A 22,058-nucleotide genomic window follows, 5' to 3' on the forward strand; every position below is an offset into this window, starting at 1 on the left:
CTTACTTCGCCGGAATGGATTTCAGCAGCTCAGTCAGCAGCGTCCAGTACTGGCCCACGCTTTCGATATGCACCTGTTCATCCGGAGAGTGAGGGCCAGTAATGGTTGGCCCGATGGAAACCATATCCAGTTCCGGATACGGTTTCTTGAACAGACCGCACTCCAGGCCCGCGTGGATAATCTGGATATTCGGCGTTTTGTTGAACAGACGCTGATAGGTTTCACGTACCAGATGCATCACCGGAGAGTTGGCGTCCGGCTGCCAGCCTGGATAGGCGCCTTTGGCCTCGGTTTTCGCACCGGCCAGCTTGCCCAGAGAGTCCAGCATGCTCACGACGTAATCTTTACCGCTGTCAATCAGCGAACGAATCAGGCAGTGAATCTGCACGTTGTCGCTGGTCATGGTCACCACGCCGACGTTCAGAGAGGTTTCCACCACCCCTTTTGCCACGTCAGAGTTGCGGATGACGCCGTTCGGCGTGGCGTTAAGCAGGCGCACAAAGGTATCACGAGATTGAGTCGTCAGCGCAGGCTGGCCATTTTCCGCCGACTCCAGCAGCACAGCGAGATTTTTCTCTTTAGCCGCCAGCTCGTTTTTCAGGATCTCCTGGTACTCATTCGCTCGCGCTTTCAGCGTTTCCGCTTTGTCCGCGGCTACGGCTACCGTCGCGAACGCTTCGCGCGGGATGGCGTTGCGCAGGGTGCCGCCATTGAAATCGACCAGGCGCAAATCGAGCTCTTCAGCATGGCCCGCCAGGAAGCGTGCCAGCAGTTTGTTCGCATTGCCTAAACCGACGTGGATCTCGCCGCCGGAGTGGCCGCCTTTCAGCCCTTTAAGGGTCAGTTTAAAGCTCTGGAAACCGGCCGGAACGGCTTCACGGGTCAGCGCCAGGTCAGAGGTGAAGTCGATCCCACCCGCGCAGCCCATGTAAATTTCACCCTCTTCTTCGGAGTCGGTGTTGATCAGGATATCCGCCTGCAGCCAGTTGGGCTGCAGGCCAAAGGCGCCGTCCATACCGGCTTCTTCCGTCATGGTCAGCAGCACTTCCAGCGGGCCATGAACAACGTTGTCGTCAGCCAGCACCGCCAGCGCGGAAGCCATGCCGATACCGTTATCGGCGCCCAGAGTCGTGCCGCGCGCTTTGACCCACTCGCCGTCGATGTAAGGTTGAATCGGGTCCTGAGTGAAGTCGTGAACGGTATCGTTGTTTTTCTGCGGCACCATATCGAGGTGCGCCTGCAGCACTACCGGTTTGCGGTTTTCCATACCGGCAGTGGCGCCTTTACGAATCAGAATGTTGCCAACCTGGTCGCGTTCCGCGTGTAAGCCTTTTTCTTTTGCCCAGCCCATAATGTGCTCAGCGAGCTGTTCTTCGTGATAGGACGGGTGGGGAATAGAGCAGATTTTGGCAAAAATATCCCACAGCGGCTGAGGGGATAATTGAGACAGTTCAGACACGATGAGTCTCCTTACAATCATCTGCAAAAGTCGTTTGCAGATCGAGGGTTAGCAATCAAATACACTACAAGCCCGGGCTTGCGCGATGGGGTTGAGAATACCACTTTCCGCGTACTCTGGTAGTGTAAACCACGTAAAAAGAGTCGTCGTGGCCGCTTAACGCTGGTTTTTAGCGCGTCAGATCTCTATAATCTCGCGCAACCATTTTCCCCCTCGAACATTATTTAAGCCGTATTACACAGGCTGGGACACTTCACATGAGCGAAAAATACGTCGTCACCTGGGACATGTTGCAGATTCACGCCCGCAAGCTGGCAACCCGCCTGCTGCCGGTTGAACAGTGGAAAGGCATTATTGCCGTTAGCCGCGGCGGTCTGGTACCGGGAGCACTACTGGCGCGTGAACTGGGTATTCGTCATGTTGACACCGTTTGCATCTCAAGCTACGACCACGATAACCAGCGTGAGCTGACGGTTCTGAAACGTGCAGAAGGCGACGGCGAAGGCTTCATCGTTATCGATGACCTGGTCGATACCGGCGGTACCGCAGTTGCTATCCGCGAAATGTATCCTAAAGCGCATTTTGTCACTATTTTCGCAAAACCGGCCGGTCGTCCGCTGGTTGACGATTATGTTATTGATATTCCGCAGGATACCTGGATTGAACAGCCGTGGGATATGGGCGTGGTGTTCGTACCGCCTATCGCAGGCCGTTAATTTCCCGCATAAATGCTAATTACCACGCCCGGTTTTGCCGGGCGTGGTTTTTTTTACCCTTGCGCAGGTTACAATAGCTTCAGTGGCAACATGATGGAGGCTGCACATGTCCCAGGCTAACCTTAGCGAAACGCTGTTTAAACCCCGATTCAAACATCCGGAAACCTCTACGCTGGTGCGCCGGTTCAATACCGGAGCGCAGCAACCGATCCAGTCCGCGCTCAGCGGCAATAACGTTGATCACTGGTATCGATTGATTAATCGCCTGATGTGGATCTGGCGTGGCGTGACGCCGCAGGAAATCCTCGACGTGCAGGCGCGCATCGTCATGAGCGATGCGGAGCGAACCGATCCGGAGCTTTACGATACGGTTGTCGGCTATCGCGGTGGCAACTGGATCTTTGAATGGGCGAAACAGGCGATGGACTGGCAGCAAAAGGCCGGCCAGGAAGAGGATCTGCTCATCAGCGGCCGCCACTGGCTGCATGCGGCAAACCTGTACAGCATTGCCGCCTATCCGCACATTAAAGGCGATGAGCTGGCGGAACAGGCGCAGGTGCTGGCATACCGGGCTTACGAAGAGGCGGCTCAGCGGCTGCCCGGCAAGCTGCGCGAGCTGGAGTTTTCCATCCCTGGCGCGGCGCCGATCACCGGGTTCCTGCATATGCCGCCAGGCGAGGGGCCGTTCCCGACGGTGCTGATGTGCGGCGGCCTTGACGCGCTCCAGACCGATTATTACAACCTGTATGAGAACTATTTTGCGCCATTGGGCATCGCTATGCTGACCGTGGATATGCCTTCAATTGGTTTCTCGTCAAAATGCAAGCTGACCCAGGATACCAGTATGCTGCACCAGTATGTGCTGCAGCATCTGGCCAATGTGCCATGGGTCGATCATACCCGCGTGGCCGCCTTTGGTTTCCGTTTTGGCGCCAACATTGCCGTACGGCTGGGTTATCTGGAATCCCAGCGCCTGAAGGCGGTTGCCTGCCTGGGCCCGGTGGTGCACGGCCTGCTGGTGGATCCGCTGCATCAGGGACGGGTGCCGGAAATGTATCTTGACGTTCTGGCTTCGCGTCTGGGAATGCACGATGCTTCCGACGAAGCGCTGCGCGTGGAGCTTAACCGCTACTCCCTGAAGGTTCAGGGACTGCTGGGGCGCCGCTGCCCTACGCCGATGCTTTCGGGCTTCTGGAAAGACGATCCGTTCAGCCCGGAAGAGGAGTCGCGATTGATCACTTCATCCTCATCCGACGGCAAGCTGCTGGAGATCCCGTTCAATCCGGTTTATCGCAATTTCGATCACGCCCTGCGGCAGATCGCCCGCTGGATTAGCCATAGATTTAGTTAATATATTGCTAAATTCTATCGATTTGGTAACGTCATGGCATCACCAAAGGAGATTGCAATGACGTTACCGAGTGGACACCTAAAGAGTAAGCTGATTAAGAAATTCACGGCGCTAGGCCCTTACATCCGTGAGGAGCAATGTGAAGACAACCGCTTCTTTTTCGATTGCCTGGCAGTTTGCGTCAACGTAAAACCGGCGCCTGAAAAACGCGAGTTCTGGGGATGGTGGATGGAGATGGAAGCGCAGGCATCGCGCTTCACCTATAGCTACCAGTTTGGATTATTCGATAAAGAAGGCGACTGGCGTCCGGTCGCGATTGACGATCCTGAAGTCACCGAAAAGCTCGAAAAGACGCTGCGCGATTTTCACCAACGAGCCGAAGCGCTATTGGCAACGTTTAACCTTAAGCTGGAACCTGCTGATGATTTTAGCGAGCCGGTTAAGCTGAGAGCCTAAGAGTCAACCTTCTGTTGCCATCCGGCTAACAATAAAACCCGCGTTTCTACCAGCGTGGGTTTTGTCCCCAGGCAAACCCACACTAATTGCCGTTTAATACCCGATAGGGTTGACCGACGGCAATCATGCCTGCGGCCAGATCTTTGGTCACTACTGTGCCTGCCCCGACTTTGACGTTATCGCCTAGCGTGACCGCGCCGATCACCACGGCGTGGGCGCCAAATTCTACGTTATCGCCGATTCGCGGGCTGTTGCCTTCCTGACCCTGGCTATCGGTCACGCTGCCAATAGTGACCCCCTGGCGCAGAGTACAATTTTGGCCGATGATCGTTCCCCGATTAATAACGATGCAGTGCGGATGAAACAGCTTCAGCCCATATCCAATGCGCGCTCGCCACGGCAGCTCAATGCAAAATAAACACTCGTTAATCACGATATTGAGAATAACGAACGGAATTGCGCAGATCTTCCACAGCGGGTTACGACTGCGGTAGAGCGTTGCCAGACGATAGAGCAGAAGCGCGATTTTCGCTTTAATGCCGCCGCAGGATTTGATTTCCCGGCCGACCAGCCTGATAGCCTCAAACATGGTTATTCCTTAAGGTTAAACGAAGCCAGTGAATACCATCCGTCATCGGTTTGACCTTCGTTAGCAAGTTGTATACGCGGTAGATTTTGATGGTTGGTCAGCGCTGCTTCCAGGCGGTACTGGCCGTCAGGCAGGCCCGCAGGCAGCGGCAGCGTGACGTTGCTTTGATGGTCGCCGGGCAGCCACTGGCGAATATCGTCCGACGTACGGACTTGCGTCATCGTCGTACCCGCATCATTCACTATTCGCCACTGTACAAGCCACGGGAGATAGGCTGGAGCGACGCCGTCGTTACGCCAGGTAACATTCAGCGTAAGCGGAGTGCCGCTACGCACGGGCGTATCAAATTCCAGCCGGCTCACCCGGTAGCGATAGCCGATACGCAATAATGCGTTATCAACGATATCGCGATAGGCGGCCGGTACCGGACGCGATTTCAGATTCAGGGTACTGGCGTGCTGCGCTAATGCCCAGTCAAAGCTGGCCTGAACCTCCTCGCGGGTATAGTGCTGAACGCTTTCCCACTCCGCCATATAACCGCAAATTTCAAGACTAACGGGAGCGTGCTGCCAGCCAGTGTTAAAACCGGCCCACGCCGTCTGCGCTGCGGCCAGGCGTTGAGGATAGTCATCGCGCATATGGCTCCACTCCGGGGAAAAGTTATGCCAGTCTCCCCAGCAGTCCGCGCGCCATCCGGCGCCTTTTTGACTGGCCCAGGCCAGCGAGTCGCCGCCGCTGACTAACATAATTTTGGGCGTTTTCGGGAAACTGCTGAAGTGCATATCAACGTAGCGATTGAGCTGTTGCGGAGTGTACTTTTCCATCAACGGCGCGACGTCAGGGAAATTGGAGTTATGCCATTCGCCCCATGAACCCACCATGCCGATATCGACAAACGCCAGTTCAGGATTGCCGTCATAACGCGCGCCGAGGGCGTTAAGCAGCTTTTGCGCATAGGCGATAAAAGTCGGATCGCTGAGATCCGGGACAAAGGTTTTGCCATTTTCGACCCATTGTCCCTGAATGCCTTTGGCGATAAGCCAGGCGGGGATTTTCGAGCCTGATTGTGGCTCATCGAGCGCCATGAAACGTAATCCGACGTTCATTGCCGGCTGATGTTGGGCGGCGACGCTGAAGGCATGATCGATCGGCGCAAAATTATAGACGCCTTCTTCAGGCTCCAGATCGCTCCAGTAAAAGCGATCGTATTCAAATCCGGTGTCCGGATACTCTTTCAGAGAGGTCTTCTGACCATAACCATCGTGGAAACTGGCCACGCCGATCCCAGGATTCGTTAACAGACCGGTGAAGGTCGGCGGGGTGACAACCGTACGTTCAGCCAGTACCGCTGCAGAGGGTATGGCTCCGGCCAGCAGTAGCGCCAAAAGCAGCGCGGCGCGGCGCAGTGAAAAAGAGCTCATCGTTAATTCACTTTATCGTGGAGGTTTACAAACCACGTCCAGATACCCACGTGGAAGTTCTTAAACACATCGATACCCAGCGCAGATTTAAGCATATAGAGCGCCAGCAGCACGGCAAGAATGGCAAACAGTACGGCAAACGTAATCGCCAGGGTGGAAAATATACGCCCGAGCAGCGTGCTTTCTCGCGGAATTTTGCGCAGATCGCGACCGCATAAAAAGACTACAAAATAGCGACGATGCAGAAACGGAAAGCTATGGCGAAAGTCGATACGATGGCGCGACGCCAGGCTCGATCTCACCAGCGCCTGTTCGATACCGCGTTTCTGCTCCGGCGTTAATGAGGCTTCTGTTTCCGGGTCAAGCGCGGAATAAAAGCGCTCGATGACCAGGTCGGATGTTGATTTTGTCACGGTTGACTCTTATTCGTTAATCGCTGATAGACCTGAGCCGTTTTCGCTGCAATGTCCGGCCAGCGGTATTTGGGCATTAACTGGCTGTAATCCACGGTCTCCTCGCCGCTCCAGGACTGCAACTTTTGCGCCAGCGCGGCGACATCACCTGCCGGGAAATAGTCCCCGGCAGGCAGGCCAATCTCCAGGTTAGCGGGGATATCGCTGACGATAACCGGCAGTGACCAGGACATGGCCTCCAGCAGGGCAATAGGCAGCCCTTCATGGTAAGACGGTAGAACAAAAAGCCCGGCCTGTGAGAACAGGGTATGCAACGGATCGCCGCTAATAAAACCGGTCATAATCACCCCCGGGGTAGCGGCCGCCTGTTTCTTCAGCCGCTCGCTATACTCATCCGGATGATCGGCATCGCCAATCAGCACCAGCGGCTGCGAGCAGTTGGCGGCTTTGTGGGCGGCAATCAGATCGTGCAGCCCTTTTTCTTCAACAAAGCGGGCGACGGCGACAACGTATTGCCCGGCTTTGAGAGAGTACTGATCCAACGTGGCCTGCCGGGCCTCTTCGGCAGGAAGCTGCGACTGGCGCACGCCGTTATAGATCACGTTCGCGTTATAACGACCATGTTTGGTCTGAATCAACGTATTAATCACTTCCGAGATAACAATGACCTCGTTGGCATATTTCACCGCCCATTTTTCACCGAGGCGCAGCATCTCCTTCGCCATTTTCCCCCACTTCTGCCGGTCATAGTCCGGGCCGTGGTGGGTAAAAACGACGCGTTTGCCGAGCAGGCGCAGCAGCGGGACCACCAGGCCAGGCCCGACCGCGTGAACGTGCACGACATTTGAACCGTCGAACAGGGTACTGAAGGCGGCCAGTGTAGAGTGAATAATGGCTTCGAACTTGCGGCTTTTGGGCGCCCACAGGCTTTTCAGCTGTACGCCTTTATATTCGCTACGGCGGTAGTCGACGTACGGCGAGCGGGCAATGACGCAGATATCAGCATGATTCTGTTGATAGATTTCGGGATACAAATTCTGGCAATGGGTCTCCACGCCGCCCTGGACGTTCGGAATACCGCGGGTGCCAAGCACCGTCACTTTAAGCTTCATTTCGCTTCCCCCACAAGCTGCTGATAGAGTTCCTGCAGAACCTGCATATGCCGGGCAAGATCGTATTTATCCTCTAACCGCTGGCGTGCGTTAATGCCCATTTCACGCGCCTGCTGAGGATTGGCGGCCAGGTTATCCATGATGCGCGCCAGCGCGTCGGCATCTCCGGGTTCCACCAGATAGCCATCAATGCCATCGCGAATTTGCTCCGGAATACCGCCGATATTGCCGCCGACGACGGGGCGGCCGAACGCCATCGCCTCCAGCACCGACATCGAGCAGTTTTCATAATATTCGGAAGGGACGATCACCGCTCGCGCGCCGCGAATCAGCGCGTTGAGCGCTTCTCCATGGCGCATATAGCCGAGAAATTCCGGACCGCTAAAGCGGGCGCGCAGGTCGCTGCCGAGAGGGCCATCGCCGACGATTTTCAGCGGCATGGACTGCTGCATTTTTTGCTGCGCCAGCGCCAGGGTAGCCACGCCTTTCTCACGGCTCAAGCGGCCGATATAGAGGAAATAATCCCCCGCAGTATCGCCCGGGACCGTGGTGCTGGCATCAATACCGTTGACGATCACATCGATCCGCGACCTGGGTAATTTACGCAGCAGCGTCTGACGCATAAATTCGCTGGGAGCGATAATGCAATCGAGCATGGCGTAATTTTGCGCGAACTTTTGCCAGTAGGCCTCAAGCGAGAGCAGCAGGCTTTTAAAGGTGTCTCCCTGCTGGCAGCGATGGCGAAAGGCATTGCTCACCGAACCGGTAAGACAGTCATCGCAGACGTGGCCATCGCGCAGCATGGTGTAAGATGGACAAACGATTTTATAATCGTGCGCCGTCAGTACCGTTTTGCAGCCAAAGCGTTTAGCGACGCCAATCAATGCGGGCGTCAGCTGATGATAGATATTGTGAAAGTGCACAATATCCGGGCGCTGTTCCAGCAGCAGCGTATTGAGTTTATTGCAGGCCTCGGCGTTGTAGATAAAATCGATACCCGCTTTGAGCTTACCCGTCAGGCCATGGCTTTGATGATAATCCACGTTATGTACGAAGAAATTCTCCCAGGGCGAAGGCTTATTTTCCGCATGCTGCATGCTAAAGTCGACAACCTGATAGCCGGCTTGCAGCATGGCGTCTCGTTCCTGAAAAAAAACGGTTTCCGCTCCGCCCTTAATAAAGAAGAATTTATTAACGAATAATATTTTCATGTTCTGTCTGGATATGTTTTGGGTTAGAGACGGTCACGGCGGGCTGTTTCAGCGGATCGCGAACGGGGTTAATGACGCCTCGCACCATGCCTGCGGAAAATAACGATAAGTTGATTACGCTCTGGACGCCGTCGCGCAGCGATTTATTTTTAATCGCCTTCAGCGCGATAAACGCCAGCAGCGGAAGCAGGGCGATGATAATCACCCCGGGATTGAACGTCAGCAGGCAAATAATCAATATCAGGATATACAGCGTGAATATCAGTTCGTTGCGAACAATCTTAAGCGCGGCGGGGAAATGCTTTTTTCCCCAGCAGTTGCGTAATAGCTCACCCGGCGCCCATAAAAAGCCGTTCTTCCAGCGATAGGCCAGCATTTTGAAGGTCGGCATGGTATAGGATGCATGGCTAAAATAGGGTGCGGCAAGACGATGGAGCTTATAGCCCGCGGCCTGCAAACGGATCCCCAGTTCAGCTTCTTCATAACCGTGAAGGTTCAGATTAGTCAGATAGCCTATTTTCTCGATTGCTGAACGGCGATAGAGCCCGCCGCCGCCAAGATGATCGGTATCGCCCTGCGGATAGATAAGATGCAGACGCTGCTTGCGCGATTTAAACTCATAGTTAGCGGCGTCATCCATCTCGACGCTGCCCGCCACGCCCGCATATTCGGGATGCGTTTCGAGAAAAGCCACAGCGGTGTCGAGAAAACCCGGCTCCAGCTCCATATCGCCATCCAGCAGCAGCAGGTAATCCCCTTCGCTGAACAACCAGCCCAGCTGATGACCCACGCCGCAGCAGCGATCTTTCGCGTTATCGAGGCAGACCACCATCGCGTCTTTGGCGACGGCCAGCTCCCGGGTATTGTCGGTGGACAGGCTATCGGCGACGATAATTTGATGCGGATAAGGCTGCAATTGCTTGCGGACGCTGTCGATCGTTTTTTCAATACCCTGCGCTTCGTTTAGGGTTTTAATGCTGACGGTAATTGATGGCGTTTTATTCATATTGGGTACCGGAATTCAGACGGACAGAACGATGAATGACAATAAGCGCCCCGAGGGCCAGCCATAATAAAAACTGTAGCATGGGAATGATCATCAGGATCTGGCTGTAGGGAAGACTGAGCAAACAGCCAATGGCAAAGACGTAAAATGCAGGCGCGGAGCTGAGCAGCTGTAAATCTTCACGTTTAAGATCGTAGCGGGAAAAGGTCTCTTTCGGCCGCATACCGACGAGAATAGAAGCAATCATGGCGATAAATAAGATCACGCCGATAATACCGACTTCCCACAACAGCATGCTCAGCGCGGTGGAATCGAGAATAAGGTGATACCAGGCGCCAATATAGCCGGGGGAGACGGTACTGCCGCTGTTGGTGGCGTTCAGACCGTAACCAAACAGCATTCCGCCGGGGCCAAAAAGTTCGTTATGCTGGAGCCAGAAGAAAATAGTGGTAAATCGGCCGAGCTCGCCGCTTTCCATAATGTAGTTGGTATCAAAGATATAGCCGAGGGAATCGATAAATACCGAGAGCGCGCTTTTTGTCGGATCTCCGCCGAAGGCCGACGAGTAGTTGGACGCCAGAATAGTGATAGCGGCAAAAATTAATACCACCATGCCGGCGGCGATAATCATCAATGAGCGCAGGGTGACTTTACTGATACCGCTAACGTAAGCGGGCATGATCCACAGCAGCGCCAGTAAGAACGGCGACAGCAGAATCACGAATTTTACCTCGCCGACCACGCAGAGGAAAAAGGCCAGCACAATATGCGCCGCCATCGACTTGAATGAGCAGATACCGTGCTTAAATTCGGACACCTTCAGCAGCATAATCAGCAGGCAGAACATCCCCATTGCTGCGGTATTGCCGCCGCCCATCGGGTCGCCGCCAAACGTGCCGACCACTGAATCCCACTTTTCATCCTCACCGCGTAGCGCCACGCGTTTTGGCACCACTACCAGCACCTGATAGATAGCCAGCGGGAACTGGACGTAGAATAGCCAGTAAAAAAGCTGTGTCAGGCGATGCAGCTGCGACTCGCGAAACATGCCGAGCAGCATGCAAAACATTACCAGCGACAGAGCCAGTTCGTTTTTAAAGCCGACGATAGCGGTGACGATGCCGGATTGTAAAACCGTGGCGCAGAGGCTGAGGATGATAAAAGTCAGGTACAGCGCCAGCACCACCTTCTCGCGCGCGCTAAGCGCCAGCGGCTGCGCCCGGCTTTGCATCATCAGCAGAATCACCATCACCAGCACCATGAAAAAAGGAAGCCACAGTACGGCTGCCACGCCGGTGAAATACTGAATCGTGCCGCAGAAGACGATGGTCGTCAGCGCGAATGCTTCCAGATAGCGGCCGGTATTTAGCTGCATATTTTCTGCTCCTGCCGGGAGAGCTGTAGCGCCCGTTTGTTCATTTTCAGCAGGATGAACAGATAGCGAATGCTGGTCAGAAGAGAGAACGTCAGCAGGGCTATCTCATAGCTCTGGCCCAACTTAGGCAGAACGACAAAAGCGACGGCGATGATTAGCAACTGCTCTATCTGAATACGTAAAAAATAGCGTTTAGAACCAAAGATAAGCTCAATAACGGTCAGCGGACTGACGGCCAGCGCGGCGAACAGATAGGGCAACATATAGCGTGAGGTCGGAATGGAATTGAGCCACTCCTGGCTAAAGCCGAGGCGCATAACCAGCGGATAGAAAATCCAGATCCCAAGGATACAGATCAGCGCCGCGGCCATCAGCAGCAGGCGAATCTTTTTGTACTCCGGATAGTTAAAGGTGCGGTTGCGAAAATCCATCGACCATTTTGAAAAGATGGAGTTGCGCACCGCGTTACCAACAATCATCACCGGAGATAAACAGAAGCGGCTTACCACCGAGAAATAGCCCGCGACCAGCGGTGAAAACCAGACATTTATCAACATCGTCGGCAGGTTATTGCTGGCCATCGCCAGCACTTCCGCGCTGCCGACGCGACTGAGATGCTGCCAGTGCTGACGCGCAAAAAGAGCGTTCGCGCGCGGAGAAAAATGCGCTGGCGTCAGGGTCCTGAAGCGGAACAAGCGCAGCAGACAGAGGCTGAGCAGCAGCAAAATACCGGCCATCCAGGCGATATAGAACAGCGTGGTATTCGGCATCGCCAGCAGGGCTATCGCTACGACCAGCGACACGGCGATGCGCTGAAAGGTCAGAAACTGATAGTTGCCGCCGCGCAGCGAGAGGTTCTCGGCAATCAAAACCAGCGCATAGCCGAAGGTGAGCAGATAGAGAAACGCAATATTGAGATGGAAAATCAGCCCGGTGATGACCGCCCAGGGCAGCGCCAGAATCAGGCTTTGTAGCAGGCAAAACACTACGTTCTGCCCCAGCTCATGCTCCTCCTGGCGCGGGATCAGCAGCTGCGACGCAAAGGTGCAAACCTGAGCGCCAATCAGCACGTTGCTGTAGATCATCGCATAGTGTCCGACTTCCGCCATGCCGTAGCGATGGGAAATCAGCCACACGGAAAATGCGCCGATCGCCTGCGAAAGAACCGAGGAGCTGGCGATTGAAGAAATACTCTTAATTAAATTCATAATCGCTACTTCGGTGAAATCAGTTCGCCCATGCCGCGCTCGGGCAGGCGTTTGCCTTCCTGAGTCTCCAGATTCTCTTCTTGAACCCGGTTAAGCATGGTGGCGACTGGCGTAGGCGCGGCGGTTTGCAGACGATTCTGCGCGTCGCGAATGCGCGACGCCTGCTCGCCAGCGTTGATCGCCAGCAGGGTAATATCGACGTGCGGCGCCAGCAGCAGGGCGTCCTGCGCCAGCCCGAGCGAAGGCGCATTAATAATCAGATAATCGTAGGTCTGCCGCAGCGTCGTCAGCAGCGCCGGGAGCCGCTCAGAGGTGAACAGCAGCAGCGCGGAGTCGCTCAGCTCGCCTCGCGGCATAAAATCAAGCGTGTCGGCCAGGGGGACCACCGCCTGAGGCGCGGCGCTGCGGCCATCAAGACGCTCGCTAAAGCCCGTTTTATGCTGCGGATAGCGCGCGGAGAGCCCATCGCTTGCCAGGTAGTCCACATCAATGAGCAGTGTTTTACCTGACTTAGCGGCGGACCACGCCAGCATTTCGGCAATCAGGCTGCTGCCGGCATCGGCCTGCGCCGAGGTCACCAGTATCATCCCGCCATGATTATTCTGACCGAGCAGCGCCAGGCGCAGGCTGTGGATCATGTCGGCATACAGCAGGTTCTGGAACGTCAGCTTCGCGCTGTTCGCCTGAGGCAATTGCGGGAATTCACCGCTGGCATCAAGGCCCGTTTTAGCTTTAAGTTCGCTGATGCTGTTGACCGTTTTATCCAGCGCGGTGCTGACAATCAGGTACATAATGTACAGCGCCAGCGCCATCAGGGTCGCCATCACGATAAGCAGACCGCGCTGCGGTTTAGACGGTTGATTTGGCGGCACGGCGGCATCGTAGATCACTTCATCAGGAACCGAAAAGCTCTCGGAGAGCTTCTGCTCGTTCGCCCGCTGATACAGCGATTTATACAGCTCTTCGGTTTTGTTCAGCGCGGTCATCATGGTGTTGTATTTATCGCGCTTAGCGCCCAGTGCCTGGAAGTCGGCTTTCTGATCGTTGAGCATCTGCTGATAGTGCTGCTCATCGTCCAGCGCAATCTGATACTGCTGACGTAACCCATTGAGCAGTTCACCCAGCACCTGGCCTATTTGTCCGTTAACGACCTGCAGCTGGGCCTGAGCCTGGAGGTATTTCGGATGCTTAGGGCCATAGTGTTTTGCCGCTTCCGATAAGTTACGTCGCGTCTGGATCAGCGCGATCCGCAGATCCTGAATCTGCGGATGACCGGAAATTTCCGGCAGTGAGATGATCGCTTCCGGCGCTTTTCCCTGCTGGCGGCGCACTTTGTCCCATACCGTTTGCGCTTTCAAACGGCGCTGGGTCGCGTCGGCCAGATGGTTAATCACGATCCCCAGGCGCTCGGTTTCGTAGCCATCCATGCTGCGAAAAGTCAGCAGACCGTTCTGTTTGAGAAAATCATCGATATCGGCTTTCTGGCGATCGAGCTTATTGCGCAGATCGTCCATCATTTTTTCGTTCCAGCCCTGGGCCTGAAGTAAGATTTTCTGCTTCTGCGCCAGGCTGTAATCGATAAAGGCCTGCGCCACGCCGTTGGCAATATCGGCGGCTTTTTGCGGCGATTTCGCCTCCATCGAAACGGATACCAGCTGCGTGGTACGCACGCCGGAGATGGTCAGGTTTTTTTGCAGGGTGCGCACGGCATTATTGACGCGCGCGGCCTCATCAAGCTTATCCCCGCCGTTAAATTCCGGGTCCTGATCCAGCTTTAGCGCTTTCACTGCGGCTTCCAGTACCACGCGGGAGCCCATCAGCGCGTATTTGGTTTCATAGTAATCGCTGCGGGTGGAATCGTAGTTTTCCAGCCGCGGCAGGGGGGTTACATCCTGCGACTGCGCTTTAAACAGCACCGTTGCGGTTGCCGTATAGCTGGATGACATAAAGCGCGTCAGGATCCACGACGCCGCCGTAGCCACCACGACCACCACCAGGCACCAAATCAGCTTGTGCTTGATTTTGTTGAAATAAGGCGTGAAGTCGATAAAGCCTTCTTTCTTCTTTCCATTTTCAACTAATGAAATAGCCATATCAGAAGAAACTCATGCCAATGATGATGGTATCTCCGGCCTGTACGGCGGAGTCGGCGGCGACGTTTTCCAGCAGTTTACCGCTGCGAAACTGGCGAATGCGGATGTCATGGCGATCGGCGCGGTCGGTGAACCCTCCGGCCAGCGCAATGGCTTTTTCCGCCGTTAAGCCGGGCTCCCAGGCGTAGCCGTCCGGTTTTTTGACTTCGCCTAACAGATAAATTTTACGGTATTCGGCAATGCTCACGGTGACCATTGGCGCCTGCAGATAGCTTCCGCGCAGCTTATCGGCAATTTCATTGCCGACCTGTTCGGGCGTTTTTCCTTTCAGCATCAGGGAGCCTATATAAGGATAATCAACGCTGCCGCTATTATCGATTTTTACGCGCATAGTGAGATCCTGCTCGCCGGAAACCGCGATATTGATCTCATCCCCCTGGTCCAGATGATAAACGGCATCCGGCGGCGTTCGGATCGTCTGCGGCGGCGCCGAACAGCCCGCCAGCCATAGCGCCAGAAGAGAAACCACCGCCCGTTTTCCATAGCTAAGGATCATATTTGTACCTGCGTCATAAAAATAATGGCCGAGTCGTTGTAGCCCAGCGTGCGCTCGACCTCATGGTCATAGTCTGGCCCAATATAAAAGGCATCTTTTTCTTTATTCGAATGCATCGTGTTCCATTGCAGCTTCAGCTGAAAATTAACGGATGGTCGATAGTCGTAGTTGAAGGTCAGCGATACGAGGTTTGATCGATCTTTACGTCCGTTGGTCTGGTGCTTGTAATCCTCTGTAATATAAGAGTAATCAACCAGGGTGGAGAATCTGTCGACCAGCCAGTGGTGCTCGTAGCCCAGGCCAAAATTGGATACCAGAATATAGCCGCCGGAGTCGGTAGGATCTTTTATCCGTTGTGAGCTGTGTAAGTTGAGTTTTATCTGTTCAAGCGGTTTCCAGTCGGCATTAATATCCCAGTTCAGGCCGTTGAACCCCTGTGAGTCGGGGTTATGGATAAAATCTTTATACAGCCATGCGACGTTGCCGTTGATCTCGGTCTTGCCGGAAAGGCGGTTTTTCATACCCACCAGCAGATAGTATTCATTACTGTCCTTTAACGGGTTGAGCTCATAGCGACGCTGGTTGGTAATAAAACTGTAGCGGTAGCGCAGCGTTTTGGCTTTTTGATCAAAAAGCTCGGCGACCAGGCTGTTTTCATGCCACTCCTGATCGTGCATGTAGTAATGGAAGTCGGCGCTGGCGTCCTCAATGCTGTCAAGATTGCGAAAGCGCAGCTGTTTATGCATCAGCGCAACTTCTGCTTTGCCGCGCCCTTCCGGCGCCCCGTAGCTATAGCGTAGTTCACTGTTAAAGAAGCGCGTGGCGATGGGCTTGTTAATGCCAAACTCTTTGAACTGCTCGGGCAGAAACCCCTCGGTGGTATCGCGGCCGCGCTCTTCATGGCCGAACGTTTCATCAAGATCCAATGACAGGCCATGCATACTGCCGAAGCGCCACTTGCCGTTAAACATAAAAAAATGATTATCACGGTTATCAGCGCTATCGCTGGCGTAGCGGCGGTAATCGCCCGAGTACATCAGTAAATAGCGGTCTTCATAGCGCTCGCCGATCGCTTTAAAAATCGGCTTAATACCCTGCCAGGAGGAAGCAATTTCGTTGCCGCCGTAGCGTTGCCAGGTCACGTTGTCATTGTAACCGACGTCATAACCCACCTGGCTCTCGAAATCGATGCCAGCCACGCCGGTATGTGGTTTTGCCTGCAGGTCCGCCCATGCGCAAGGTATCGCCAGCAGACCCGCGAGGAAAGTGAGTTCAGAACGCATTTTTGCCCACAAATCCGCGGAAAAACGTTAAAAATACGATTTTGATATCCAGCAGCAGCGACCACGACTGAATATATTCCAGATCGTACTGAATGCGTTTTTCCATTTTATCAATCGTGTCAGTTTCGCCGCGAAAGCCGTGAATTTGCGCCAGCCCGGTAATGCCGGGCTTCACTTTATGGCGAATCATGTAGTTTTCCACCAGCACGCGATATTGCTCATTGTGCGCGACCGCGTGCGGGCGGGGACCCACTATCGACATGGTTCCCTGCAGCACGTTAAAAAACTGCGGCAGTTCATCAAGCGATGTTTTGCGTAGAAAGGCGCCGAAGCGGGTAATACGCGGATCGTTACGCGTGGCCTGGGTGACGACCGCGCTGTTTTCCATCACGCGCATGGTTCTGAACTTCCATACCGCGATCTGCTTACCGTTCAGACCATAACGACTTTGTTTAAACAGCACCGGGCCTGGCGACGTCAGCTTGATGCCGATGGCCACCGCGAGCATTACCGGCAGGCTGACGAGGGTGAACAAGGTGCCGAGAACAATATCTTCGATACGCTTGAGCACCGCGCCTTCGCCTTCAAACGGCGACGTAAAAATGCTGATGGTCTGGATATTGCCAAACATCCGCAGCTGCGAAATATGTGAGCTATAGGAAAACAGGTCCGGTACCAGAAACACATCTACGGTGGTATCGGAAAATTCGTTTAAGAACTGGCGAATGCGCTGCTGGGCGACCATCGGCAGGGCGATATAGACTTCATCTATCTCGCCTGCTTTTGCCAGCGCCAGCAGGTCGCGCGAGTTGCCTTTTTTCTCAATGCTGAGCAGGCGGCTGTCGCGCTGTACGGCGCGGTCCTCAAAGAAGGTAATTTCAATACCGTTATGGGTATACTCCTTAAACAGCGCCTGCTCAATGGCCAACCCGGCTGGCGTAATACCTAAAATAGCCACCTTGAGTCTGGATTTGAAAAAATAGCGGCTGGAGATAATACGAATAAGAAACATACTAATGAATATGGCCAGCGAGCATAGTGCAATCACTTCAGCCAGCAGCAGCGCGTTCGTACTGGCATGATTGTTCATTAATAGTTCAGCAATCACAAACAATAAAAACGTCAGCAGTCCGCTAATACAGACGCTAAAAAAAAGCTTCGTTAATTTTTTAAAATACTGACCTTTAAACTGGCCTGAATATAACTGAAAGTGCTCGTTGGCCCGGATAAAAATCAGGGAATATATTATTCCGAGAAACAGAGAGGCCGTAGATGGTTCGACGAGAAAGTATTTTAAATAAGCAAAAATGAACAGGTTAACGGCAAAAAAATCCAGTAGCTTCATTAGCTTACTGTAGCGGGCGTTATAAATTTTAATTGTGCTATCCGTCATCTTTTTGCTCGTTTTATAGTCAATAAAATGATGTCATATCCCGCTGAAAAGCAAAATTTATCTCTATGAATCTATTAAGAAATTAAGCTTCAGACCGGCGTTGATTATTGTAGCCTACGATTAATCCTATGTCGAACCTGCCCGGAATGGATGATTGATAACTTTTTCTTATAGCCAACGCCCTTTTTCGCATTGTTATTAAGCATAATGAATGGCGCTGAGACGGGCAGGATATCGGGATGTCCTCATGAACCCAGCCGCGAAACGTATTTCCAGCTATTACCGAGGGAAATGACCGCTAAATAAGCTGCGCCAGCAGAAGCTGGCGCGAGGGTAGATTAAATCCCAATACACATGTATTTGATTTCTAAGTAATCCTCTATGCCATACTTCGAACCTTCGCGACCGAGGCCGGAGGATTTTACGCCGCCGAAGGGAGCCACCTCGGTGGAGATAAGGCCGGTATTAATACCGATAATGCCGTATTCCAGCGCTTCGCCAACGCGAAAGACGCGGCCCAGATCGCGGGCGTAGAAATAAGCCGCCAGGCCGAACTCGGTATCGTTGGCCTGAGCGATAGCATCTGCCTCATCTTTAAAGCGGAAGAGCGGGGCGAGGGGCCCAAAGGTCTCTTCTTTCGCTACTTTCGCATCGCTGGGGACGTCCACCAGAATTGTGGGCTGAAAGAAGTTTCCGCCCAGCTCATGGGATTTCCCGCCGGTAGCCACCCGCGCGCCTTTGTCCAGCGCATCGGCAATATGTTCCTGCACTTTGGCGATCGCTTTCTCGTCAATCAGCGGCCCGATGGTGACGTTCGGCTGCAGGCCATCGCCGATTTGCAGCTTACTGACCGCCTGCTGAAGCTTTTCGGCGAAGCGATCGTAGACGCCATCCTGAATGTACAGGCGGTTGGCGCAGACGCAGGTCTGTCCGGCGTTGCGGAACTTGGAGGCCAACGCGCCTTCGACAGCTTTATCCAGATCGGCGTCATCAAAAACGATAAACGGCGCGTTGCCGCCCAGCTCCAGCGAGACCTTCTTGATATCTTTCGCGCACTGTTCCATCAGCTGGCGACCTATTTCCGTCGAGCCGGTAAAGGAGAGTTTGCGCACCAGCGGGTTACCGGTGAGCTCGTTACCCACTTCGCTGGCCGAACCGGTCACCACGTTAAATACGCCTTCGGGGATCCCGGCGCGGTTAGCGAGCTCCGCCAGCGCCAGCGCGGAGAACGGCGTCTGGCTGGCGGGCTTGAGCACCATCGTGCAGCCTGCGGCCAGCGCCGGGCCCGCCTTACGGGTGATCATTGCCGAGGGGAAATTCCACGGAGTGATAGCGGCGGTTACGCCAATCGGTTGTTTAATCACCAGCAGCCGTTTGTCGGCCTGATGACCGGGAATGGTGTCGCCGTAAATGCGTTTACCCTCTTCGGCAAACCACTCGATAAAGGAGGCGGCGTAGCCGATCTCGCCTTTTGCTTCCGCCAGCGGTTTCCCCTGCTCCAGCGTCATCAGGCGCGCTAAATCGTCCTGATGCTCCATCATCAAATCAAACCAGCGGCGCAGGATAGTGGCGCGCTCCCTGGCGGTAAGGGCGCGCCACGCGGGCAGCGCGCGAGCGGCGGCATCGATCGCCTCGCGAGTTTCCTCGGCGCCCATTTTGGGCACGCGGCCCAGCTGCTGACCGTTGGCGGGGTTAGTAACCCCGAGGGTTTCTCCGCTGCTGGCGTCGCGCCAGCGTCCGTCAATGAATGCCTGCTGGCGAAAAAGGGTAGGGTCGTTAAGTTGCATGATTGCGTCCTGTCTTAATCTGTTTTAAACCGTGGATGCGCCTGAATCAGCTGCGTCAAACACCTGTCCCTGTTTAGTGTAGACGAACGCGTTCAGAGAACCGGGAGCAGTACTGGGTGATACAACAATAACCCTCAATAATTTACGGATATTTGAACTGGCAGAACGTTATTGTGCAAACAATGCTGTATTTTTTATGCTCAATTTGCGAGAAAGGAGCGCCCTATGTCACAGCAAGAACGGTTTTGTCAGGCCTGCGGAATGCCGATGTCCGCCGAGGAGGCGAAAAGCGCAAGCGACGATTACTGCGCCTGGTGCTGCGATAGCGAGGGGAAGCTTAAGTCCTGGGAGGATGCCGTTTCCGGCCTGGCTGAGTTCCTCGATTCCTGGCAGAAAGTTGGGCCTGCGGAATCGCGCAAGCGAGCGATGCGCTATTTAACGGCCATGCCCGCGTGGGCTCATAAAGCGGAAGATTAACCTGCAGCCCGGAGCAAAAACTCCGGGCTTTTTAGCGCGATCAGAACTTCCAGGAGACGCTGCCGACGATACTGCGCTCTGCGCCAAAGTAGCAGTAAGAGAGCGAGTTACAGGCGGCAACGTAGCTCTTATCGGTCAGATTATTGACGTTCAGCTGCGCGCTAAGGCCTTTAATCCCGACCTGCGACAGGTCATAGCCAATCGTCATATCCACCAGCGTATAGGATGGAAGGGTATGCGTATTCAAGCGGTCGCTGGTAATACCGTTGACGTAGCGCACGCCGGAACCCAGCGTCAGACCATCCAGCGGGCCGCTTTTCACATCATAGCTCAGCCAGGCGCTGGCCTGGTTGCGCGGGGCGTAAACGGCACGCTTGCCTTGCTCTTCCGGGCTGCTTTTCTTATAGCGGATGTCGGTGTAGGTATAGGCCGCCTGCAGACGGAGGCTGTCGGTTAGCTGACTGATGGCCTCCAGCTCCACCCCTTTCGACTCAATTTCGCCAATCGAGCGGTACGGATCGGTCGGCTCTTCTTTGGTGGCGATATTGGTCTGATTGATGCGGAATACCGAGGCGCTGAACTGGCTGTTCATTCCTTCTGGCTCATACTTCAGCCCGGCTTCCCACTGCTTGCCTTTCATCGGATCGAGCACGTTGCCGTTTTCGTCGGCGAAGCTGGTGGGCGTAAAGGCGGTAGAGTAGCTGATGTACGGGGCAAACCCGTTGTCGAACAGATACAGCAGGGCGGCGCGGGTGCTGAAATTGTTCTTATCCAGATCGCTGCGCGTTTGATTCAGCTTATCGATATTCGACACGCTGACCTGGTCGTAGCGCCCGCCCAGGGTGAAGCGCCAGCGGTCCCAGGACATCTGGTCCTGAAGATAGTAGCCGGTCTGGCGCAGCTTGTGTTTTTCACGGCTGTACATGTTGATGTAATCCGGCTTCGCGCCGTAGACCGGATTAAACGCGTCGATGGCCGGGAATGCGCCATAGTAGCCGGTGGTGTTGTTGCTGCGATCCTGATAGTCAATGCCTATCAGCAGGCGATGGTTCACGGCCCAGGTATCGACGCTGCCGTCGAGCTGGTTATCGAGAGTGATGGCGTTCATCTTTTCGTCCGAGCCGGAGTAACCGCGGTTCAGTTCGGTTTCGTTCAGCCAGCCCGCGGCATAGACCTGATTCAGCTCGACTTTGGTATGCAGGTAGCGCAGCTTCTGCCGCACCGACCAGCTGTTATCAAACATATGCTCGAAATTGTAGCCGACCATATTTTCACGGCGGTCGTACTTGTCATAATCATCTTCACCTTCGAAGAAGGTGTTAGCAATTTTCTTGCCGTAGTGCGGTACCACGGTACCTTCATAGGGGAGACCCGAGTGGCTGCCGCCCTCCGGATCGCGATGCAGATAGGCCATTAAATCAAGGCGCGTCTGGTCGGTGATGCGCCAGGTCAGGCTGGGCATAATCGCGTAGCGCTGCTCTTTCAAGGTATCAAACTGGGAGTCCGCATAGCGGGTCATGCCGCTTAATCGCGCCGCCACCCGATCGTTATCATCCAGCGCGCCGGTGACGTCAAACGCCGCCCCGCGCTGGTTGTTATTACCGGCAAACAGCTTGATTTCCCCACCGGGATCGAAAGAGGGCTTACGCGAGGTGAGGGCGACGATGCCGCCGGGCGAAGAGCGACCATACAGCACCGAGGCCGGGCCGCGCACCACTTCGATATTCTCCAGGAACCACGGATCGACCACCAGTGAGCTATGGGAGTTGGTATCGCCCATCATTTTCAGGCCGTCAAGATAGACGTTATCCAGGCTGCCATCGGAGAAGCCGCGCAGGACGATATAGTCAAAGCGGTTGGAAGCGCCAATCTGGTTGCTGTAAACACCGGGGGTGTAGCTCACGGCCTGACGGACGCTGATCGCTCCCTGCTCTTCAAACTGCTCGCGCGTGATGATGGATACCGATTGCGGGGTCTCAATATCCGGCGTGGCAATTTTGGTCGCGCCGCTTTGCATCTGCGAAGTGACGACGATGGTTTCGTTTTTTGTTGTTTCCTGGGCCAGCAGCGGGAAAGCGACGCCGCCGGTCACCCATCCTACCAGTAGCGCCAGGCGAGTTTTCGCAAACATGAACATCTCCAAAGGCATTTC

General features: G+C 54.5%; 19 protein-coding genes. 4 read left to right on the forward strand and 15 right to left on the reverse strand.

What is annotated here, in order from left to right:
- Position 1: 1 nt before the first annotated feature.
- Positions 2-1,459, reverse strand: coding sequence for a cytosol nonspecific dipeptidase (gene pepD, locus IAE27_RS26695; protein WP_004110787.1), 1,458 nt, complete (start codon positions 1,457-1,459; stop codon positions 2-4).
- A gap of 257 nt (positions 1,460-1,716) precedes the next feature.
- On the opposite strand from pepD, the gene gpt reads away from it, so the two are divergent.
- The 3 genes from gpt to crl all read left to right on the forward strand — a co-directional run bounded on the left by gpt (position 1,717) and on the right by crl (position 3,982).
- Positions 1,717-2,175, forward strand: coding sequence for a xanthine phosphoribosyltransferase (gene gpt, locus IAE27_RS26700; protein WP_004099178.1), 459 nt, complete (start codon positions 1,717-1,719; stop codon positions 2,173-2,175).
- 106 nt (positions 2,176-2,281) lie between these two features.
- Positions 2,282-3,526 (forward strand): esterase FrsA, encoded by a 1,245-nt coding sequence (frsA, locus tag IAE27_RS26705; protein WP_004099186.1) that lies wholly within the window; start codon positions 2,282-2,284, stop codon positions 3,524-3,526.
- Positions 3,527-3,583: 57 nt separating this feature from the next.
- Positions 3,584-3,982, forward strand: a complete 399-nt coding sequence (gene crl / locus IAE27_RS26710) for a sigma factor-binding protein Crl (protein WP_004099188.1) — start codon at positions 3,584-3,586, stop codon at positions 3,980-3,982.
- 82 nt (positions 3,983-4,064) lie between these two features.
- On the opposite strand, the gene IAE27_RS26715 is transcribed toward crl, so the two are convergent.
- From IAE27_RS26715 to gabD, 13 genes are all read right to left on the reverse strand, one after another.
- The gene (locus IAE27_RS26715; RefSeq protein ID WP_004099190.1) at positions 4,065-4,571 is read right to left on the reverse strand and encodes a serine acetyltransferase; all 507 of its coding nucleotides are present in this window, start codon (positions 4,569-4,571) and stop codon (positions 4,065-4,067) included.
- Between the two features lie 2 nt (positions 4,572-4,573).
- Positions 4,574-5,992, reverse strand: coding sequence for a DUF4832 domain-containing protein (locus IAE27_RS26720; protein WP_154022327.1), 1,419 nt, complete (start codon positions 5,990-5,992; stop codon positions 4,574-4,576).
- 2 nt (positions 5,993-5,994) lie between these two features.
- Entirely contained in the window at positions 5,995-6,405 is a 411-nt protein-coding gene (locus IAE27_RS26725) for a hypothetical protein (protein ID WP_004110797.1), read from the reverse strand.
- Positions 6,402-7,517: a glycosyltransferase family 4 protein gene (locus IAE27_RS26730; protein ID WP_023320367.1), complete on the reverse strand. Its 1,116-nt coding sequence runs from the start codon at positions 7,515-7,517 to the stop codon at positions 6,402-6,404. Before IAE27_RS26730 ends, IAE27_RS26725 begins: the two co-directional genes overlap by 4 nt.
- Positions 7,514-8,728 carry a glycosyltransferase family 4 protein gene (locus IAE27_RS26735; protein ID WP_032742541.1) on the reverse strand — a complete coding sequence of 405 codons (1,215 nt, stop codon included), beginning with the start codon at positions 8,726-8,728 and terminating at the stop codon, positions 7,514-7,516. The genes IAE27_RS26730 and IAE27_RS26735 overlap by 4 nt, the downstream gene beginning before the upstream one ends.
- Positions 8,709-9,734, reverse strand: coding sequence for a glycosyltransferase family 2 protein (locus IAE27_RS26740; RefSeq protein WP_004099199.1), 1,026 nt, complete (start codon positions 9,732-9,734; stop codon positions 8,709-8,711). Before IAE27_RS26740 ends, IAE27_RS26735 begins: the two co-directional genes overlap by 20 nt.
- On the reverse strand, positions 9,727-11,109 hold the full coding sequence (locus IAE27_RS26745; protein ID WP_108704181.1) for a capsular biosynthesis protein: 1,383 nt from the start codon (positions 11,107-11,109) through the stop codon (positions 9,727-9,729). The genes IAE27_RS26740 and IAE27_RS26745 overlap by 8 nt, the downstream gene beginning before the upstream one ends.
- Complete coding sequence (locus IAE27_RS26750; RefSeq protein ID WP_016809604.1) at positions 11,100-12,317, reverse strand: lipopolysaccharide biosynthesis protein; 1,218 nt, start codon at positions 12,315-12,317, stop codon at positions 11,100-11,102. The genes IAE27_RS26745 and IAE27_RS26750 overlap by 10 nt, the downstream gene beginning before the upstream one ends.
- A gap of 5 nt (positions 12,318-12,322) precedes the next feature.
- Positions 12,323-14,410: a GumC family protein gene (locus tag IAE27_RS26755; protein ID WP_135800005.1), complete on the reverse strand. Its 2,088-nt coding sequence runs from the start codon at positions 14,408-14,410 to the stop codon at positions 12,323-12,325.
- A gap of 1 nt (position 14,411) precedes the next feature.
- Entirely contained in the window at positions 14,412-14,966 is a 555-nt protein-coding gene (locus IAE27_RS26760) for a polysaccharide biosynthesis/export family protein (protein WP_047720352.1), read from the reverse strand.
- Positions 14,963-16,249: an outer membrane beta-barrel protein gene (locus IAE27_RS26765; RefSeq protein WP_064351732.1), complete on the reverse strand. Its 1,287-nt coding sequence runs from the start codon at positions 16,247-16,249 to the stop codon at positions 14,963-14,965. Before IAE27_RS26765 ends, IAE27_RS26760 begins: the two co-directional genes overlap by 4 nt.
- A complete protein-coding gene (locus IAE27_RS26770) occupies positions 16,239-17,642 on the reverse strand; it encodes an undecaprenyl-phosphate glucose phosphotransferase (protein WP_004099218.1) in 1,404 nt (467 codons plus the stop codon). The genes IAE27_RS26765 and IAE27_RS26770 overlap by 11 nt, the downstream gene beginning before the upstream one ends.
- A gap of 338 nt (positions 17,643-17,980) precedes the next feature.
- Positions 17,981-19,429: an NADP-dependent succinate-semialdehyde dehydrogenase gene (gene gabD / locus IAE27_RS26775; RefSeq protein ID WP_109220973.1), complete on the reverse strand. Its 1,449-nt coding sequence runs from the start codon at positions 19,427-19,429 to the stop codon at positions 17,981-17,983.
- A gap of 225 nt (positions 19,430-19,654) precedes the next feature.
- On the opposite strand from gabD, the gene IAE27_RS26780 reads away from it, so the two are divergent.
- Complete coding sequence (locus IAE27_RS26780) at positions 19,655-19,906, forward strand: zinc ribbon domain-containing protein (RefSeq protein WP_004099220.1); 252 nt, start codon at positions 19,655-19,657, stop codon at positions 19,904-19,906.
- A 40-nt stretch (positions 19,907-19,946) separates the two neighbouring features.
- Here IAE27_RS26780 and foxA read toward each other — a convergent pair whose 3' ends face one another.
- Positions 19,947-22,055 (reverse strand): ferrioxamine B receptor FoxA, encoded by a 2,109-nt coding sequence (gene foxA, locus IAE27_RS26785; protein ID WP_154022329.1) that lies wholly within the window; start codon positions 22,053-22,055, stop codon positions 19,947-19,949.
- Positions 22,056-22,058 lie beyond the last annotated feature (3 nt).

It is taken from the genome of Klebsiella sp. S69 (assembly GCF_016516145.1).
GTDB classification, from domain to species: Bacteria; Pseudomonadota; Gammaproteobacteria; order Enterobacterales; family Enterobacteriaceae; genus Klebsiella; species Klebsiella oxytoca.

Excerpts from the sequence above, each read along its gene's own strand:
- gpt (WP_004099178.1), top strand. The coding sequence starts at position 1,717 with ATGAGCGAAAAATACGTCGTCACCTGGGACATGTTGCAGATTCACGCC.
- frsA (WP_004099186.1), top strand. The coding sequence starts at position 2,282 with ATGTCCCAGGCTAACCTTAGCGAAACGCTGTTTAAACCCCGATTCAAA.
- crl (WP_004099188.1), top strand. The coding sequence starts at position 3,584 with ATGACGTTACCGAGTGGACACCTAAAGAGTAAGCTGATTAAGAAATTC.
- IAE27_RS26715 (WP_004099190.1), bottom strand. The coding sequence starts at position 4,571 with ATGTTTGAGGCTATCAGGCTGGTCGGCCGGGAAATCAAATCCTGCGGC.
- IAE27_RS26720 (WP_154022327.1), bottom strand. The coding sequence starts at position 5,992 with ATGAGCTCTTTTTCACTGCGCCGCGCCGCGCTGCTTTTGGCGCTACTG.
- IAE27_RS26730 (WP_023320367.1), bottom strand. The coding sequence starts at position 7,517 with ATGAAGCTTAAAGTGACGGTGCTTGGCACCCGCGGTATTCCGAACGTC.
- IAE27_RS26735 (WP_032742541.1), bottom strand. The coding sequence starts at position 8,728 with ATGAAAATATTATTCGTTAATAAATTCTTCTTTATTAAGGGCGGAGCG.
- IAE27_RS26740 (WP_004099199.1), bottom strand. The coding sequence starts at position 9,734 with ATGAATAAAACGCCATCAATTACCGTCAGCATTAAAACCCTAAACGAA.
- IAE27_RS26745 (WP_108704181.1), bottom strand. The coding sequence starts at position 11,109 with ATGCAGCTAAATACCGGCCGCTATCTGGAAGCATTCGCGCTGACGACC.
- IAE27_RS26750 (WP_016809604.1), bottom strand. The coding sequence starts at position 12,317 with ATGAATTTAATTAAGAGTATTTCTTCAATCGCCAGCTCCTCGGTTCTT.
- IAE27_RS26755 (WP_135800005.1), bottom strand. The coding sequence starts at position 14,410 with ATGGCTATTTCATTAGTTGAAAATGGAAAGAAGAAAGAAGGCTTTATC.
- IAE27_RS26760 (WP_047720352.1), bottom strand. The coding sequence starts at position 14,966 with ATGATCCTTAGCTATGGAAAACGGGCGGTGGTTTCTCTTCTGGCGCTA.
- IAE27_RS26765 (WP_064351732.1), bottom strand. The coding sequence starts at position 16,249 with ATGCGTTCTGAACTCACTTTCCTCGCGGGTCTGCTGGCGATACCTTGC.
- IAE27_RS26770 (WP_004099218.1), bottom strand. The coding sequence starts at position 17,642 with ATGACGGATAGCACAATTAAAATTTATAACGCCCGCTACAGTAAGCTA.
- gabD (WP_109220973.1), bottom strand. The coding sequence starts at position 19,429 with ATGCAACTTAACGACCCTACCCTTTTTCGCCAGCAGGCATTCATTGAC.
- IAE27_RS26780 (WP_004099220.1), top strand. The coding sequence starts at position 19,655 with ATGTCACAGCAAGAACGGTTTTGTCAGGCCTGCGGAATGCCGATGTCC.
- foxA (WP_154022329.1), bottom strand. The coding sequence starts at position 22,055 with ATGCCTTTGGAGATGTTCATGTTTGCGAAAACTCGCCTGGCGCTACTG.